Origin of the sequence: Desulfitobacterium sp. (assembly GCF_035539115.1) — a bacterium.
Lineage (GTDB): Bacteria > Bacillota > Desulfitobacteriia > Desulfitobacteriales > Desulfitobacteriaceae > Desulfitobacterium_A.
Genome location: NZ_DATLJA010000002.1, coordinates 1 through 16,003, shown reverse-complemented (window position 1 = coordinate 16,003; position 16,003 = coordinate 1). Strand labels below are relative to the sequence as shown.

Below are 16,003 nucleotides of genomic sequence, written 5' to 3'. Positions count from 1 at the left end.
TTAGCGGGTATGGGTGGGAATACCATGCTCGAGATTTTTAAGGCGAGGCCATCAGTAATGTCTCAAGTCAATAGCTTGATCTTGCAGCCACAAGGAGCGGAAGGCAAGGTTAGGAAAACGTTGCTGAACTCAGGGTGGCTTTTTCAGGACGAACGACTAATCACTGAGGAAGGCCGAATTTATAGCGTTATGGTTTATTCTCGTCAACGAGGAAAATCGTTTCAAGCACTTGAGGAGCTTAAAGAAAAATGGCTCCAACGTTTAAAAATAAATTCTAAAGAATTTATAGAGATACATCAGGCCTTCGAGAGGGTATTCTGGGAGTTCGGTCCACTTATCTTAGAACAACCGGTTTCTGAATTAGAATGCTTAATCCAAGAACAAAATGAGCCTCTTCAACGGGCGATTAAAGAAATAAGAAAGTCCCAAAAGGAAGAAATACGCTTGAAAATTCACCAGCAGGAAATAACCTGCTCATTATTGAAGGAGATGACGAAATGTCTGTTTCCATCGGTCTAATTGGACAAACAGTTGAAAAGATTGCTCCCAAATCATGGGCGGAAGAATGGGACAATGTGGGTCTCCTAGTCGGAGATGCATCGACTCAAGTTGAGCGAATTCTGCTCACCCTCGATGCCACTCAAGAGGTCTTAGAAGAAGCCAAGGAACGGAAGGCCCAACTTATTCTTGCACATCATCCAATTATATTCAGACCCCTTAAAAATCTACGTTCCGATAATCAAGCGGCTCAAATCCCGATTCAACTCTTAAAAGAAGGAATTGCGTATTACGCAGCTCATACAAATTTAGATCAATCGATGTACTCCTCCAGTTGGACGATTGGGAGAGCCCTTGGTTTAGATAATATGGAATTTCTGGCACCTCATGCTTCAGAAGACCGAGGATATGGAGTCGTCGGCTATTTGCCAGTCCCGGAGCCCCTAGAATCTATCGTCGATAAGCTTAAAATGTTTTTCCATACACAGGCCTCTGTTCATGTAGACATCCCCTCGAACCTGTATCGAATAGCTAGAAAAACTCAACTAGAGATTCGTAAAATTGCAATCCTCAATGGGAGCGGAGGCAGTTTTATCACCAAAGCCCTTTTTAAGGGAGCAGATCTTCTTGTTACAGGAGATGTTGATCATCATGGCGCTCTAGACGCGCGAGAAGCGGGTATGGCTGTGTTAGATATCGGACATTTTGCCAGTGAAGCCCCCATGATTATGACGTTGGCCGATTATTTACGGGGACAGAAAAATTTAGCCCATCTCGAGATTTTAGTGAGCTCAACTATGCAATCACCGTGGGAATGATGGAAATATTAAACAGTAAATGAGATAAATTGACAATAAAAGTCGAATAGTGTAAGATGATGTCGTGGGAGAATTCTGAAACATTTTTGATTTAAAGGGTAGTGTGATTTGAATCACAAGGTTTTGGGTAAATTACCTATATAATGAACGTATAATTAACAATTTCTACTCAAAGGGGGAAAATTAAATGAGTCGCTCTGAAGTTTTACGCGTCGGCCGTGAGAAGCTTATGAAGCAATTATCAGGCCCAAATGAAAACAGGGCAAAGCTCCTGACTGCGTTGATAGATATCGACGACGAGATGGAAGAAATTCGTCGAAACGAAAAAAGAAACGATTGATATGAATGGAATGATGTTATCCACGTTTTGTGGATAACATCATTCCATTCTGTGGATAAACTATGAAAACTGTGAATAAATGGTCCTAAATTGTTAATATTCTTGTGGATTATCTCAGTTCAGGATTTGTTTGGTAAGCTGCCCATTAAGAATAGTTTGACCAAAATCTAAATATCAAGTAAGATAGATAAGCGAAGTCAACTGGATGGTCGCGGAGGTAAGGGCCGAAAGGCCGCCTCTGAGGAAAGTCCGGGCTCCATAGGGCAAGGTGCTGGATAACGTCCAGTGGGGGAGACCCTAAGGAAAGTGCAACAGAGATATACCGCCTGAGTGTTCGTAAGAATACTCCGGTAAGGGTGGAAAGGCGAGGTAAGAGCTCACCGGCAACCTGGTGACAGGTTGGCCCTGCAAACCCCACTTGGAGCAAGACCGAATAGGGGGAATATGGAACGGCCCGTTTCGTCCCCGGGTAAGGTCGCATGAGGTTGTTGGTAACAGCGGCCCAAGATAGATGATCATCACCTTCCGCAAGGAAGGTACAAAACCCGGCTTACAGGTTGAACTTCGCTTCTCTTTATGAGTTATGGGACTGAATATGAATGCATAAATATGCAAACCGATTCCGTCCAAGTCTGACTATATAATAGACAACTGTTTGGAGATTTATTTTCGAGCGGTTGTCTATTATTTTTGGGCATAAAAAAGAAGCAACGTTCGTTGCTTCCTAAAGAGCTAATTCGCTTTTAGAGCGTATTGACGATAGGTTATTAGACCTTGGTAATCTGAATCCCAAATTTTCTCGTACATGATATCTTGATCCTCCAGTTCCGTGTCCAACACCCTGGGTACATTATAATTTGAATCTTTTATCGATAATTCTCGATTAATTGAATATTACGGTCCACGAGAGCCGCTATTCCGGAGGTCATTAAGCCACCTCTCCGGAAAAATGAAGCCACTCCTCCGGTGTCTTGATCCACACATCTTTTTTTGACCTAAAATCAAGACTTGATATGGGGACAGCGGATGCTACCCTATATTAAGGGATGGGGCTTACCCAAGAGGAATACATCATAGGAGCCACAGCCCTCGACCCATTGAAGCATCCGCTGTAGGGTCCCATGTCAAGTCTACCCCAGAGTGGCTCTCTATCTGGAAGGGTGGCTCTCAAGACCCGGAGACATGGCTCTCACAGTCCGGAATAGTGGCTCAATTTGCTCCGTAATATTCAATTAATTCTTAGTTGTTGCAAAGAGCACTCTTTTAATCAAGAAAGTGAATCGATTGATGCATATTGTTTTGACAATTGGCATATAATAAAGTATCATTGTACTATAAAGAGGTGGTGCAATGAATCCGCATTACAATCAGAACTATACTGAAGAACAGATTGTCGCTGTTTTGCAGACAATACAGGATTGTGTTAGAGAGAGTCGATTTGTTATTTCAAAAAATGAAAATAGACAGGAAAACATTGATTTTATAAACGGATATAATCTTACTAAAAAAAGCAGAAAGAGATTCTTTTAAAAATTCAGTCGGAGGATTTCTGTCATACACTGCAGAACACGAAATTGGGATTTGAACATGAGATCTTATATGTCTTTTGTCCGCAGGTCGTGCTATTCAACTTTGAGGGTGATGAGGAGTTGGTAGATATTTATACCAAATTTAATGTTATCGATCTCAATGTAGGAAAGCGTGTCGTGGTCATATCATTCCATAAGCGTAACAAGCCGATTAATTACCTTTTTCGGTAATGGTCGAAAATGAAAGGAGGACGATTTATGAATGAGAAAATGACATTCTGCGAAGAATGCAGAAAAGATGTCACCTATGCTGTGGAAAGTGTTTCTATAAAAGGAACATTAAAAGGTGAAGAATATAGGTATATTGGAAAGAAAGCTATATGTGCCGAATGCGGTACTGAAGTATATGTAGCCAAAATTGAGGATGAAAATCTGAAAGCGTTATACGATGCTTACCGCCAAAAAAACGGTATCATCTCGCTTGAAAAAATCCTGGAGATTCCACAAAAGTATACCATTGGAAAACGTCCGCTCTCCTTACTTTTAGGTTGGGGAGAAATGACTTTTACCCGTTATTACGACGGCGATATGCCGACAAAGCAATATTCCGATGTACTACAGAGAATTTATGATGAACCGGCTTTTTACCTGTCGATGCTGGAAGAAAATAAAGGGAATTTGAAATCTCAAACTGCATATGAAAAGAGCAAACGCGCTACAGTAGAATTGCTTGGTGGGCAAATAACTGTTGATTCCAAAGTAGATGATGTAATCGACTACCTGCTGTTTCAGTGCGAAGACATTACGCCGTTGGCATTGCAGAAAGTGCTATATTATATTCAGGGTGTCTACTATGCTTTTATGGACAGCTTCATGTTTACTGAGGATTGTGAAGCTTGGGTGCACGGCCCAGTTTATCGAGAAATTTACAACCATTATTCTGGTTACCGCTTTGACCCCATTGAAAGTAACAATGAGTTTGACGTTTCTGTGTTTACAGATGCGGAGAAAGCTGTTATTGACAGTGTTATTCAGAACTTCTGCTGTTACAGTGGAAAAATATTAGAGCAGTTTACGCACTCTGAACTACCATGGATTAAAACGCGTGGTAACCTACCTGCCGACGCACATTCTAACTGCATAATTAGTAAAGAGACTATCGGTGAGTATTTTACCGCTGTAAAGCAAAAATACAATATGCTTACGCCTAATGACATTGAGAATTATGCTCAGGTCATGTTTAGTAGGTCAATGAAACTGTAGTACAGCTGTACGATGGTAATATAGAAATAGCAGAATGCAAAAGCTCCAGCAGAGGATAACCGCTGGGGCTTTTCTCTTGCCCCACAACTAACGAAATGACTGCTATCAAATATCCATTTTACATGTGGAAAAGGCAACCCTCCGAGGTTGTCTTTTCCTATTTTTGGAATGACAAATTCTGTCCGATAAATCAATGAAAGAGCTCTAGGTAGGGTAACCTTTACCCATAAGCTTTATTGAATAGATGTGCAAGATCCGCCAAAGAGGTACGCCCACCATAAGAATGCGTATGGGCATTTTCAAGAGCGGTTGTACCAGAATAGGAGTGGGTATGGCCGGGGTTAATCATAATTCTTCTAAATTCAAAACGTTATTTTAAAAGAAGTGGAAGTGGAGTATATAAACCAAATATTAAATGAATGTAATGGCAAAGTGGGTGAAGCAGCCCGTCGACTTGGAATTCATCGAACTATGCTTTATCGAAAGATTCATTGTAAAACAAAATGAATGAGTAGAATAGAATATGGAAATATGGAAATATGGAAATATGGAAATATCGAAATATCGAGATAAAGGCAGTATAGACACCTTTTGGGAATTTACTCAATGAGGTGTCTTTTGTTTTGAGAAAATCTCGATAAAATCTTAATAAGTATTTCACAGATAGTTCATACCCTTGATTTATACACGCGCTATAATTAAGGCGAATCTCAATGAGAGGAGGAATTTTTACGAAAAAGAAGAAAAGACAATTGGTGGGCGGAATCTTATTGATGGTTTTAGGGTTAGGTGTTTCTGTTGGTTCGGTTGCCTTCCGCTACGTTGAACGCGGCGGATTGGGCGCATTTCATGCGGGGAGTAGTATTGTCAACCGGCATGGAATAAATGGCAATTATGGTTTTCAAAACCCGCGGCAAAAGGGCTTCAATCAAAGTCCAAATTTCCGAAACCGGAATCAAAATCAAAACAACCAAAATGAGACTCAAACACCAAATCCACCGGCAACTCAAAATCAAGCTCCGAATTAACCATACATTGATGCGTGTAATCTTTAAGTGAAAGAGAGGTGTGAAGATGATGGGAATCCTCATTTTCCTCATTGGGTTGTACTTAGTCTGGGACTATAAAACAGACTTTACCCATAAGTGTCACCGAAGAAATGATAAGGCGCTAGACATTTTGAAAGAACGTTATGCGCGAGGAGAAGTCTCGGAAGAGGAATTTCTTAAGAAGAAGAACATTCTTGCTGAATAATAATTATCGCTGCTAAAAAGAGAGGATGCTCCAGGTTGAAAGAAAAGTTTTCAACAAGGGGCATCCTTTTTAGTAATTAGGATTTGATACCCTTCGGCTAAATTCGGTGATGCCCATGGAGGCATAACAATAGACTCGATGGACAAGTAAGGGATTCATGGTTTCGCTAGTCCAGCCTTTTAGGGTACTGAAGGCCATAAGAGATCCTGCATCCTTGACTGCCTTAAGAACGGTATCATTATGTTTACCGCTTGGGTAAGCAAAAAAATGAATCGGTGTGCCGAGTTCTTTTTCTAAGGTCGCCTTTGAATCCGCGAGCTCATGTTGAAGAGTTTTAGGGCTAAGGATAGTTAGATCAGGATGAGTCAAGGTATGACTTTGGATATCCCAACCCGCTTTGTCAAGCTCCTTAACTTCTTTCCAGGTCAGACAATCTTGATCCCCGACCTTGCCCACGATCAAAAAAAGCGTAGCACTGAAACCGTACTTTTGGAGGATCGGTAAAGCGGTTGTGTAATTGTCCATATACCCATCGTCAAACGTAATCAGAATCGGGTGCGTTGGAAGTGAGCCCTTGTTCGTGTAATAATTATAGAGCTGCGAAGTAGTAATGCTATGATAGCCTTGCTTCGCTAAATAAGCGATTTGTTTTTCAAACTCTTCAGGTGGCATACCCAGTTCATTTTTTGGCAATATCTTGATGGAGTGATAATAGATTACGGGGAAAGTTTCTGTTTTTTGATGGGGTTGTGTTGATGGCACTGGTGGAGTTGGATTCTCAGGGGACTTATTTGCAGATTCATGGTTCCCGGCAGGAGACGAAGCTTGGGTTAAAGGTGGGACAGACTGAGCCCCAGGATTTCGAGTTTGAGCACAGCCGATTACCACCCCAAGCGTAAGACCTAGGAATAGAATACAAGAGAGAATAACTGGGTTACGGGTTCGCTTCATATCGTTTATTTCCCCTTTAATGAAGATTCTCAAAACCTAGGGTGCTTAAATTCTTGAACGAATATTCAACGAACTTATCTTTAAGAATTAAAATTATAACATCTTTAACCGTTTCTGGATTTTATCTAAGTCTCCCTCAAGAACTTGTTCTTGAACATTAAAATGCAAAACGATTTCTTCGATTTCGGGCGGCATAATCCCTTGATTTTCGGCGACCAAATTTGCGGTGAAATCTCCCCAAGTTCTTCGTAAATCCCTGGCCTTGGTTCCGAGTCCAAAAGTCCAATTCACAACGGTATAAAATTTCGAACACTCTTCGGTTGCTGGCGAAGTGTTTGTTTTCTGTCTTTCTCCCAAAACCTCAATTCCATATCCCTCCTCATCATCGAAAAACCAGATAAAATAAAGTTTCCGATAGGGATGCATTGTAACACCTCCACACAAAACTTACGTTTGACTCATTTTACCACAAACCCAAATAGGCTGACTTATTCTTTTCTTACTTGCTATAGATCAGAAAAAAATGGGAAAGCTAATCGAAAGTCTTTTTGATAAGGGGTTGTTAAGTGCAATGGGCGATAAACAGAGTACTGCAGATAAACGGTTTATAAATCCCCCGATTTCTTACTGGATTGCTTCAACACCGGGGACGAATTATCCCGCACTGCAAGAGGATCTAAAAGTCGATGTCGCGATTGTGGGGGGAGGAATGGTGGGGATTACCTCAGCCTATCTCCTCAGTCAGGAAGGGCTGAAGGTGGCCGTTTTAGAGGCTGATCAGATTCTTCTTGGTACGAGTGCCCATACGACAGCGAAACTCACCTCCCAACATGGGTTGATTTATGCTCAGCTTCAAAAGAAGTTGGGTCAGGAGAAAATAAAGCAATATGCTGAGGCCAACGAATCTGCCCTCCGCTTTGTGGCGAAGCTAGTCGAAGAGCAGCAAATTGATTGTGATTTCAGTTGGCAGCCAGCCTATATCTATACGGAGTCTGACGACTATGTTCAAAAAATCGAAGATGAAGTTAAGGCTGCATCAGAATTAGGAATTAAGGCCAGTTTTGAGAAGAAGTTGGAACTCCCTATACAAATCCGGGGAGCGGTACGCTTTGACCAGCAAGCCCAGTTTCATTCGCGTAAATATTTACTCGCATTAGCCCAAAAAATTGTGGACAAAGGCGGATCCCTTTTTGAACAGACCCGAGTGGTGGATCTCGGGGGGGAAGGGGAGGGCCCCTATACGGTAACAACCGCCGCGGGCAATAAAGTGACAGCGACCCATGTTATTATGGCAGCGCATTACCCCTTCAACTTCTTTCCAGGGCTCTATTTTACTAGGATATACACGGAAAGAGCCTACGCAGTGGTGGCCAAAGCCCAAGAAAAATTTCCGGGCGGAATCTATATCAATGCTGAGGAGCCTGCTCGTTCTCTTCGCTCCCTGCCGACTACGGAGGGTGAACGGATTTTGATTGTGGGGGAGAAGCATAAGACGGGGCAGGGAGAGAACCTTAGAAAACACTATGAGGATCTGATGGATTTTGCGGAGCAGCTTTTTACCGTCGAAGATTTCCCTTACCGCTGGTCGGCCCAGGACTGTACGAGCCTAGATGATATACCCTATATCGGGAGAATGTCTGCGCGAAGTCCCAACCTCTATGTGGCGACAGGATTTCGGAAATGGGGGATGACGAACAGCACGGTTTCTGGGTTGCTTCTCCGCGACTTAATTGTCAAAGGCGAATCTCCTTGGGAAGAAGTCTATGATCCTTCCCGGATGACCACGGTTTCTTCAGCAACTCAATTTCTTGTCCAAAACGCCGATGTAGCCGCGAATTTAATATCAGGTAAACTTAAATCTGTTCCGGAGAAGGTCGAGGTTGAGACCAGTGAGGGGAAGGTGGAGAAAAAAGAGGGCCAGCGGGTTGGCGTTTTCAAAGATGAACAGGGAAGGCTGCATACTGTCGATACTACCTGCGCTCATTTAGGCTGTGAACTGCACTGGAATAATGCGGAACATTCTTGGGATTGCCCCTGCCATGGCTCAAGGTATACAGTGGATGGAGAAATTCTTGAGGGCCCCACTGTAAAACCACTAAAGGTTCTTTAAATTGACTTTTGTTAATTGGGTCGGAAGGTGAATTATGAAAAGAAGGAATGCTTTTTACCCTAAAATCTCCGTAGTTTTGGCTATAAGCCTAGTCATTCTTCTGATCCTCGTCGTCGCCAATTCAGGTTTCCTAGGGACTCCATTTTCTGGAATAAAACATGATGTGGCGCAGAAAAATCCCCAGTCTCAGCCAGAGCCTGTACTTCCCGTGATCAGTCGTAACACAGAGCCCAGCACGGAATTGCGCTTCGCTGTCATCAGTGATCTCCATGTTCGGTCTACTGACAAAATAGCTCAGTCTAAGGTTCAGAATGCGCTTAGCGATTTACTGGACCCTCAACAATCCCCCCTCGATTTAATCGTGGTTAATGGGGATCTTGGAGATGGTTTGCCGGCAGACTATAGGTCGTTAAACCAACTGATTCAGAATGTCCGCTCAGGTACTACTCAGACTACGCCAATCCTCTTCACGATTGGCAACCATGAATTTTATAAAGCGTATCATGAACCGAATTCAGACGCTTGGAATAAGGATACCTTTCCAAACGGAGATACGGATGAACAGGCCGTTCAACGTTTCTTAAACTTTTCAGGGCGAGATAAAGTCTATGCCGACAGCATGATTAAAGGCTATCATTTTATTTTTCTTGGCTCTGAGAAGTCGGCCATGTCTGACCCAAATATTGGAGATGGGGTGTATCTTTCTGAAGAACAGCTTGCTTGGCTAGAACAAAAGCTGGCGGAGAACGCTGATCCGAAAAAGCCCATCTTCGTTTTTCTCCATCAACCTGTGTTTACGGCCAATAGTGATTCTCCTATCAAATCGCAATATGTCATGCAGCACGAGAAATTGGTGAATATACTGGAATCTTATCCTCAAGTTATCCTCTTTTCGGGTCATCTGCACTTGAAGATAGGGGCACCCGGAACAGTCGTCCATGAGACGTTTACCCTCTTTGGAGACTCTTCAGTTACCCGCGTGCGTCAGGCTACTCCGGAAGCCAGTGAAGGGCTCATAGTTAAGGCTGGCGGCAGCAAGGTAACCGTGCAAGGACGAGATTTTGAGCAACATAAATTCATTCCTCAATCCGACATTGCTCTTGATTACGGAAAATAATGTTGGGTATATTTTATAGAATCACTGGGGAAAATATTTTTTTACGAAGATTTACACCTTATTTTTCATTTGATTTTAAGGAAGTGCACAGTTTGGTTATGGATTTTCGTTCCTTGGGGATCGCGCTTTTCTCCATTTTTCTGGGGGCTACTGGACAGTTCCTTTTTCGCGTCGGAATGGTTCAATATGGTCGGGTCACCGTTCAAAATATCTGGCGACAGCTTTTAGGTATTATCTTTACGCCCGCAATCTTCGCAGGCTTTTTTTGCTTTGGGATTAGTTCGATATTATGGCTGGTTGTGATCTCGAAGTGGGAACTTAGTTATGCTTATCCTATGGTCGCCTTGGGTTATGTTCTTGCTATTTTTTATGGTGCGTTTTTCTTACATGAAGGGGTGAATTTTCCTAAGCTTTTAGGAAGCTGTCTAATTCTCATTGGGATCTCTATCCTTGGACTTTTCGGGCAGAATAGGAATTTCTAGGATTGATAGATTTTTAATTGGTGTAAGACGATAGAAGTTGCATCTATGTGCGGAATAAGATATTATTGAAATAAGGTTAGAGTGCGATTGAAGATTCGCTCAACCAGGGTTTGTCTACCCGAAGAAGACTTTTAAGAAAACAAAATTCAACTCGGATAATTGAATATGTACTTCCAGTAACCCTTAAAATTACCTGCGACAGAATAACGGTAAAAGGGGCGTGTGCGAAACATGAATTTTCAGGATCTAGGAAGAGGCGCGCGAATTGAACTGGCGAAAATGGCGAAACAGCTTGGGATGAAGTTTATTGGGTACAACCCTTCAGCTCAGCAAGTTTCTCTGGAGTACAAAGGAAAAGGTATGACATATCCTGTCGAAGAATTTGTGGCGGAGTATCAAAAGGCCTCAGAGTTGGCGTGAAGGGTTATCCAACATAAATAGAGAAGTGAGTTTTATGAGATGCTGATAGCAAATTGAAATATTGATCTTAGAATGAAAGTGCCCCTGGTGGATCGGCGAAATCCATGCCAGGGGCCTTTACTTTACTAACAGAAAGTATAAATTTTTGGCAGATAAACTCTAAGTGCAACCAACGGCTTTCGCTTTCCTACGATGCAAGTAGTTAAGTCCGGCAGGATAAGGCGACTAAGGCCATCGCTTTGGCGCTGGCCAAGTCTTCTTTATCGCAAAGCTCGGCGAAAGCTGGGTTTTCTTTATACTAACAGAAACTTCCATGAACCTGCCGATTCACAGGGAGGTATGAAAATGTAGTCCATTTTCGTAAGAAAGTATAAGTTTAGGGCAGATAGCATAAGTGCAACCAACGGCTTTCGTTCTCGCTATGCTCGGCGAAAGCTGGGTTTTCTTTATTAAATTTAAGTAATAAAAAGGCGCTCACGCTCGAGTCAGTTTTCAACTACGCTGACTTGCGTTTGCGCCTTAAACTAGGGTCTCCAGGGAAGAGCTGCACACTACGACGCACGACTAGGGTAACGGGCAAAGGACGATAGCGTTCAGTGTGTTGAGAAGCTCTTTCCTCTTCAAATTCGCGGTATTCTTGCCAGTGAATCACAAATTCCTCTTGGGAAACAGGGAACTCCTCTCCCCCCGAGAGCTGAAACACAAAACAGTCATTTTCAGGGTTATGGACGTAACCTACAATTAGACGTTCGTGGAAAAACAAGAGAATCCCACCTTTCTCTGCGTCGTTTTGCCTATGACATATCCTATGAACTTTAGCTTAATTGTAGTGTACAAAATTGTTTGCGGGAAGGGGGAAAAAATGTCGTTACTCCTGTTTTTGATAGAAAAAAGAGGACATCGGCTTCAGCCCTAAATTATTCATCCCAAAAAGGTGCTCAGTACTTCCAGTAAAGAGGATGCCTCCCCTCTTTAAGGATTGGCTAAACTTCTGATAAAGCATTTCTTTCGCTTCTTCAGTAAAATAGATAACGACATTTCGGCAAGCTAAAAAATCAAAATCGCTGGCAAAACGATCCGTCAGTAAGTTCTGTCGTTGAAAGGAAACTTGTCGTTTAACACTATCTTTAATTTGATACCCTCCGTCAGTTAAGGTAAAATACTTTTGCAGGAGTTCGGGTGGAGTGGAGGCAAAATCGTTTTGCTTATAAATCCCAGCTTTGGCCTGCGCCAAGACATTCACATCAATATCGGTCGCGAGCACACTGAAGTGAGTCTGGGGGAAATACTCCAGCAAAGTTATAGCTAAAGAATAAGGCTCCTGGCCGCTCGAACACCCAGCGCTCCAGAGTTTCAGATTCGTTTTCCCCTGGAGGAGCTTCGGCAAGATTATTTCCCGTAAGGTTACCCATTGGTTAGTATCCCGAAAGAATTGTGAAACATTGATGGTCAAATGTTTAAAAAAGCTGTCGTAAAGGACAGAATCCTCGTTGAGAGCTTTCATGAAGTCGGGGAAGGTTTCATATTTGTGGGAAGTCATAAAGCTGAAGATGCGCCGTTGCATTTGGTTCTGTTTATAAAAATTCAAATCAAGTCCACTTTTTGGATGAAAGGCTTTAATAAACCATTCGTAGGTATTCTTAGAGTTCAGCATGTTTGAGCACCTCTTTATGTAAAGTTTATTCACAAATCCATAAGGGTTAGCCTAAAAGGTCGATGATCAGCCCTCGTATCTCATCCATCTTTTTCAGCAGATCAAGGGGCTTGCTTTGGGTCTCGATAAGCTGCTTGCCGAGATCTTCCAAGGACTGATCGATCTGCTGAATTCGGGCGAGAACTTTGGGTCTTCCCCGAAAATCCCAGAAGGTTTCTTCGGTGAGTCGGCGGCTTTGACCAAAGGTCGAGCGCAAAAAGGAGCGAACCATGGTTTTGAAATCAGCCAAATCTCCTAAGGAAAAGCTCTGCGCGAGGGCTTTCCCTTGGAGATCGAATTGTTTGAGAAAGTCCTGAAGTTCTTTTTGCTGCAGGTGTTGGGCTTGGCCCAAGGTTTGGGTAAAATCCAGCTCCCCGCGTGGGGCAGGGGACGAGGAACGGGTTAAACTTTCGGGTTGTTGAGTTCCAGCGATTCGTAAAGGCATCTCAATTCCTCCTTTGAAAGGATAATGTTATGAATTCACGACGTAATTTTTTAAAAATGCTCTTGGGTTTGTCTGCATTTTATTTGCCGTGGACGATCTGGCCGGAGAAGGTCACGGGCGCTATCCACAGCCTGATTAAGCGTCCGCCAGTTGCGTTGATAACTCCTTTACCTGAGCTTCCAAAGGGAGTTGTCAGCGAAGAGAGTTTAAATCGTACCGCCATGGAGGATATTGTTGCTCTTACGGCACCAGAGATGCAAGGACGCCAGGCCGGTTCCGTAGGGGAGAACAAGGCATCAAGCTATTTAGCCAAGCAGATGAGCACACTCGGTTTAAAACCCATGGGGGATCAGGGTGGTAGCTTTACTCATGTTTTCACAATTCCTCCGGTTAGCCAGAAGGTCGTGAATGGGCGACTTACCTTTACTGCAGATTACCTTGAAAGTTTGCGTACTCCGAGTGTGAATCTTCTTGGAGGCTTAATAGGTAAAGAACAGGATCAAGTGATTCTGATTTCAGCTCACTATGATCATCTAGGGATCTATCAAAATGTGGTGTATCCCGGTGCCAATGATAATGCCTCAGGAGTGAGCTGTGTCCTTGAAGTTATGAGGAGGCTTCTTCGCGAAGGGAAAGCATCGCAGAAAACCTTAGTTTTCGCGTTCTGGAGCGCAGAAGAAATGGGCTTTGTCGGCTCAAAGGCCTTCATCAAGTCGCCTACGTTTCCGCTCGAACACATTCAGGCGATGATTAATTTAGACACCGTAGGCAATGGCATGATTGGGGATTTTGCCCTCTGGGCAGAGAGCGAAGACAACTTAGCCTATCAAACGATTAAAAAGGCAGCGGCTCAAGTCGGAGCAAGTGCCCAACATACTCCCACTGGGGGACATAACAGTGATCAAGTAAGTTTTGCTCAAGCCGGGATCCCAGCCGTTACCCTCATGGCCAGAGATTGGCTGAATAAAAACCACACTCCAGAAGATACAGCTGGCTGGATCAAGCCAGAGCAACTCCAACTAGCGAGCGATATTCTTTATCAGGCGGTGAAAATCTTAGCCTTTGATCAGAAGTGAGGGCATCCGGGACTGAGTCCTGGGTGCCCTCAGATTTTGCCGCGAATATTTGGTGCTCACTGATGTTGAGCAGGATCGGCAGAAGAGGATGTGGAGTTAACAGGGGACGAAGCAGTAACTGATGGACTACCCGGTTCTGTTGTATCATACTTGGAACGAAGAATGACCAAATCTACCCGCCGATTTCTTGCCCGGCCTGCATCTGTAGCATTGGAAGCTAAGGGACGATATTCCCCATAGCCTGTAGCTGACAGTCGATCTGGCGAGATATTTCCAGGCGCCCCCATGATTTGAAGCACATTAGTGGCCCGAAGCACGGAAAGTTCCCAGTTACTCGGGAAATGACTGGTGTTAATCGGTAAGTTATCCGTATGGCCCTCGACTTTGATATAATTCGGCGCTGAGGCTAAGACCGTCGTTACTTTACTCAAAATATCACGAGCTCGTGGTGTAATATCGGCTGAGCCGCTCTCAAAGAGCAGCGTTTCTTGAATACTGATGACTAGGCCTCGTTCCTCGATCGAAGAAACAAGTTGAGTCTGAATTCCATTATCAGCGGCAAATTTATCGAGCTTCGACTTAATTCCTTCAATTGTCATGTTTTCCGTATCGGAGTTGCCTTGACCTTGTTTTGCCCCATTGGCAGCGTTATTGTCTTTATTCTGGGTCGCTCCGGATTGAGTTGCCGCGGATTGTAGAGTTCCTGTCTCAACTAGAGACGGACCGCTGGGACTTGTATTAATAGCCATCTTCGCCGATGCTCCGCCCCCCAAGGAGATATTCAAAGAATCGGCCATTGCCTTAAATTTATTGGCATCAATTTGACTCATCGAATAGAGTACGACAAAGAAAACCATAAGAAGTGTAATTAAGTCTGAATAGGTAAGGAGCCAGCGATCACCGTTATCTTTTTCTGGCTCTTCTTGTCGTTTTCTTGGCATTCAATCACCTTCGCATAATTGTTAAATGGACGCGCTCTCGGCATCCATGTTTAAGGATTCCTTCGCATTCTTGTCTTTCGGTTGAGACATATTTCCCATATGGGTCTTTAATTTTTCTTTGAGAATAGAGGGGTTTTCCCCGGCTTGAATAGAGAGAATTCCATCCAGGACCATTTCCATGGCGCTGACTTCTATTTTATTTTTTTGTTTTAGTTTGGTCGCGATTGGCAACCAAACGAGGTTGGCAGATCCAATACCATAGAGCGTCGCTAGAAAGGCAGACGCAATGGAGCTTGAAAGAGAGGTGGGATCTGACATGTTTCCTAAAACTTGCACAAGCCCCATGACGGTTCCGATAATTCCCATCGTCGGTGCGTAACCACCGGCGGCTTCAAAAACGGAAATTCCACTTTTATGACGTTTTTCCATCACTGTAATGTTGGATTCCAAAATCTCACGGGTGATTTCTGGATCGGTACCGTCAATGACGAGTTGCATCCCTTGTTTCGTAAAACGGTCATCAACGGATTCAAGTTCCTGTTCAAGGCTGAGAAGTCCCTCGCGCCGTGCCTTCTCAGCAAATCGAATCAAGGTTTCGTAAGCTTCGGTAATACCGAAGGATTTATCGGTAAAAGCAATCTTGAACCACTGGGGAACTTTCTTTAATTCTGCTAAGGGAAAACTCGTAATAACAGCACCGATGGTACCACCAAAAACGATCATCGCTGCTGAGAGTTGGAATAAGGACCCCAGACTTCCGCCCTCAGTAAGGAAACCAGCCACTAAAAAACCGATACCAATAATCATTCCAAGCGTTGTTGATAAATCCATTCAATTAACCCGAGCTTATTCCCAGATTGTCATGTTCACCACAAGATAAGTTTAACCATGGGAAAAGCTAGAGCGTACCTCCTTTTTATTTCATACCCAAGTTTGGCGACATAAATTACCAATGCAAGCTGGGAGCGGGTTTCAGGTTTCAAGAAATCTTTGTAGTCCCTAATCAAAAACAGAACCCCTTTAGCCCAGTAAAATCAATAGTTCGGAGAGGTCATTTTCCAATTTG

The 16,003-nt window shown here is 43.4% G+C and carries 19 protein-coding genes, 1 other RNA gene and 1 pseudogene; 14 read left to right on the top strand and 7 right to left on the bottom strand.

Features of this window, described 5'->3' with window-relative positions; translation table 11 throughout:
- The 8 genes and pseudogenes from VM640_RS00495 to VM640_RS00460 form a co-directional block, all read left to right on the top strand.
- On the top strand, positions 1-519 hold a 519-nt coding region (locus VM640_RS00495), incomplete at its 5' end, for a tRNA (adenine(22)-N(1))-methyltransferase TrmK (RefSeq protein ID WP_325388815.1).
- Entirely contained in the window at positions 498-1,316 is an 819-nt protein-coding gene (locus VM640_RS00490; protein ID WP_325388813.1) for a Nif3-like dinuclear metal center hexameric protein, read from the top strand. The genes VM640_RS00495 and VM640_RS00490, both read left to right, overlap by 22 nt.
- Positions 1,317-1,503: 187 nt before the next feature.
- Complete coding sequence (locus VM640_RS00485; RefSeq protein ID WP_325388811.1) at positions 1,504-1,656, top strand: hypothetical protein; 153 nt, start codon at positions 1,504-1,506, stop codon at positions 1,654-1,656.
- A 193-nt stretch (positions 1,657-1,849) separates the two neighbouring features.
- Positions 1,850-2,226, top strand: an RNA gene (rnpB, locus tag VM640_RS00480) — RNase P RNA component class A.
- Between the two features lie 1,217 nt (positions 2,227-3,443).
- A complete protein-coding gene (locus tag VM640_RS00475) occupies positions 3,444-4,448 on the top strand; it encodes a type II toxin-antitoxin system antitoxin SocA domain-containing protein (protein WP_325388809.1) in 1,005 nt (334 codons plus the stop codon).
- Positions 4,449-4,820: 372 nt separating this feature from the next.
- Positions 4,821-4,955, top strand: a pseudogene (locus tag VM640_RS00470) (helix-turn-helix domain-containing protein); the annotation flags it as partial.
- A gap of 206 nt (positions 4,956-5,161) precedes the next feature.
- The gene (locus tag VM640_RS00465; protein WP_325388807.1) at positions 5,162-5,476 is read left to right on the top strand and encodes a hypothetical protein; all 315 of its coding nucleotides are present in this window, start codon (positions 5,162-5,164) and stop codon (positions 5,474-5,476) included.
- Between the two features lie 46 nt (positions 5,477-5,522).
- Positions 5,523-5,702: an SHOCT domain-containing protein gene (locus tag VM640_RS00460; RefSeq protein WP_325388805.1), complete on the top strand. Its 180-nt coding sequence runs from the start codon at positions 5,523-5,525 to the stop codon at positions 5,700-5,702.
- A gap of 69 nt (positions 5,703-5,771) precedes the next feature.
- Here the strand turns inward: VM640_RS00460 and VM640_RS00455 are convergent, their stop codons facing one another.
- Positions 5,772-6,395, bottom strand: a complete 624-nt coding sequence (locus VM640_RS00455; RefSeq protein WP_325388803.1) for a polysaccharide deacetylase family protein — start codon at positions 6,393-6,395, stop codon at positions 5,772-5,774.
- Positions 6,396-6,457: 62 nt separating this feature from the next.
- On the opposite strand from VM640_RS00455, the gene VM640_RS00450 reads away from it, so the two are divergent.
- Positions 6,458-6,601: a hypothetical protein gene (locus VM640_RS00450; protein ID WP_325388801.1), complete on the top strand. Its 144-nt coding sequence runs from the start codon at positions 6,458-6,460 to the stop codon at positions 6,599-6,601.
- A 145-nt stretch (positions 6,602-6,746) separates the two neighbouring features.
- Here VM640_RS00450 and VM640_RS00445 read toward each other — a convergent pair whose 3' ends face one another.
- Positions 6,747-7,079: a hypothetical protein gene (locus VM640_RS00445; RefSeq protein WP_325388800.1), complete on the bottom strand. Its 333-nt coding sequence runs from the start codon at positions 7,077-7,079 to the stop codon at positions 6,747-6,749.
- A 145-nt stretch (positions 7,080-7,224) separates the two neighbouring features.
- Here VM640_RS00445 and VM640_RS00440 point away from each other — a divergent pair, with 145 nt between their 5' ends.
- The 4 genes from VM640_RS00440 (at position 7,225) to VM640_RS00425 (ending at position 10,782) form a co-directional block, all read left to right on the top strand.
- Positions 7,225-8,763 carry an FAD-dependent oxidoreductase gene (locus tag VM640_RS00440; protein ID WP_325388819.1) on the top strand — a complete coding sequence of 513 codons (1,539 nt, stop codon included), beginning with the start codon at positions 7,225-7,227 and terminating at the stop codon, positions 8,761-8,763.
- A gap of 34 nt (positions 8,764-8,797) precedes the next feature.
- Positions 8,798-9,880: a metallophosphoesterase family protein gene (locus tag VM640_RS00435; protein WP_325388798.1), complete on the top strand. Its 1,083-nt coding sequence runs from the start codon at positions 8,798-8,800 to the stop codon at positions 9,878-9,880.
- Positions 9,881-9,978: 98 nt separating this feature from the next.
- Positions 9,979-10,362: an EamA family transporter gene (locus VM640_RS00430; protein ID WP_325388817.1), complete on the top strand. Its 384-nt coding sequence runs from the start codon at positions 9,979-9,981 to the stop codon at positions 10,360-10,362.
- Positions 10,363-10,593: 231 nt separating this feature from the next.
- Entirely contained in the window at positions 10,594-10,782 is a 189-nt protein-coding gene (locus tag VM640_RS00425) for a Rossmann-fold NAD(P)-binding domain-containing protein (protein ID WP_325388796.1), read from the top strand.
- Between the two features lie 496 nt (positions 10,783-11,278).
- Here the strand turns inward: VM640_RS00425 and VM640_RS00420 are convergent, their stop codons facing one another.
- From VM640_RS00420 to VM640_RS00410, 3 genes are all read right to left on the bottom strand, one after another.
- The gene (locus VM640_RS00420; RefSeq protein WP_325388794.1) at positions 11,279-11,545 is read right to left on the bottom strand and encodes a hypothetical protein; all 267 of its coding nucleotides are present in this window, start codon (positions 11,543-11,545) and stop codon (positions 11,279-11,281) included.
- 105 nt (positions 11,546-11,650) lie between these two features.
- Positions 11,651-12,436, bottom strand: coding sequence for a CheR family methyltransferase (locus VM640_RS00415; protein ID WP_325388792.1), 786 nt, complete (start codon positions 12,434-12,436; stop codon positions 11,651-11,653).
- A gap of 46 nt (positions 12,437-12,482) precedes the next feature.
- Complete coding sequence (locus VM640_RS00410; protein ID WP_325388790.1) at positions 12,483-12,920, bottom strand: YaaR family protein; 438 nt, start codon at positions 12,918-12,920, stop codon at positions 12,483-12,485.
- Between the two features lie 29 nt (positions 12,921-12,949).
- Between VM640_RS00410 and VM640_RS00405 the strand changes: the two genes are divergently transcribed.
- Complete coding sequence (locus VM640_RS00405; protein WP_325388788.1) at positions 12,950-13,996, top strand: M28 family metallopeptidase; 1,047 nt, start codon at positions 12,950-12,952, stop codon at positions 13,994-13,996.
- 56 nt (positions 13,997-14,052) lie between these two features.
- Here the strand turns inward: VM640_RS00405 and VM640_RS00400 are convergent, their stop codons facing one another.
- Positions 14,053-14,937, bottom strand: coding sequence for a flagellar motor protein MotB (locus tag VM640_RS00400; protein WP_325388786.1), 885 nt, complete (start codon positions 14,935-14,937; stop codon positions 14,053-14,055).
- A 21-nt stretch (positions 14,938-14,958) separates the two neighbouring features.
- Complete coding sequence (locus tag VM640_RS00395) at positions 14,959-15,768, bottom strand: flagellar motor protein (RefSeq protein WP_325388784.1); 810 nt, start codon at positions 15,766-15,768, stop codon at positions 14,959-14,961.
- Positions 15,769-16,003 lie beyond the last annotated feature (235 nt).

Bases quoted from the DNA above. Each gene is read 5' to 3' on its own strand.
- VM640_RS00435 (WP_325388798.1), top strand. From the start codon at position 8,798: ATGAAAAGAAGGAATGCTTTTTACCCTAAAATCTCCGTAGTTTTGGCT.
- VM640_RS00440 (WP_325388819.1), top strand. From the start codon at position 7,225: ATGGGCGATAAACAGAGTACTGCAGATAAACGGTTTATAAATCCCCCG.
- VM640_RS00430 (WP_325388817.1), top strand. From the start codon at position 9,979: ATGGATTTTCGTTCCTTGGGGATCGCGCTTTTCTCCATTTTTCTGGGG.
- VM640_RS00465 (WP_325388807.1), top strand. From the start codon at position 5,162: ATGAGAGGAGGAATTTTTACGAAAAAGAAGAAAAGACAATTGGTGGGC.
- VM640_RS00395 (WP_325388784.1), bottom strand. From the start codon at position 15,768: ATGGATTTATCAACAACGCTTGGAATGATTATTGGTATCGGTTTTTTA.
- VM640_RS00405 (WP_325388788.1), top strand. From the start codon at position 12,950: ATGAATTCACGACGTAATTTTTTAAAAATGCTCTTGGGTTTGTCTGCA.
- VM640_RS00450 (WP_325388801.1), top strand. From the start codon at position 6,458: ATGGCACTGGTGGAGTTGGATTCTCAGGGGACTTATTTGCAGATTCAT.
- VM640_RS00490 (WP_325388813.1), top strand. From the start codon at position 498: ATGTCTGTTTCCATCGGTCTAATTGGACAAACAGTTGAAAAGATTGCT.
- VM640_RS00475 (WP_325388809.1), top strand. From the start codon at position 3,444: ATGAATGAGAAAATGACATTCTGCGAAGAATGCAGAAAAGATGTCACC.
- VM640_RS00410 (WP_325388790.1), bottom strand. From the start codon at position 12,920: ATGCCTTTACGAATCGCTGGAACTCAACAACCCGAAAGTTTAACCCGT.
- VM640_RS00415 (WP_325388792.1), bottom strand. From the start codon at position 12,436: ATGCTGAACTCTAAGAATACCTACGAATGGTTTATTAAAGCCTTTCAT.
- VM640_RS00485 (WP_325388811.1), top strand. From the start codon at position 1,504: ATGAGTCGCTCTGAAGTTTTACGCGTCGGCCGTGAGAAGCTTATGAAG.
- VM640_RS00425 (WP_325388796.1), top strand. From the start codon at position 10,594: ATGAATTTTCAGGATCTAGGAAGAGGCGCGCGAATTGAACTGGCGAAA.
- VM640_RS00460 (WP_325388805.1), top strand. From the start codon at position 5,523: ATGATGGGAATCCTCATTTTCCTCATTGGGTTGTACTTAGTCTGGGAC.
- VM640_RS00400 (WP_325388786.1), bottom strand. From the start codon at position 14,937: ATGCCAAGAAAACGACAAGAAGAGCCAGAAAAAGATAACGGTGATCGC.
- VM640_RS00445 (WP_325388800.1), bottom strand. From the start codon at position 7,079: ATGCATCCCTATCGGAAACTTTATTTTATCTGGTTTTTCGATGATGAG.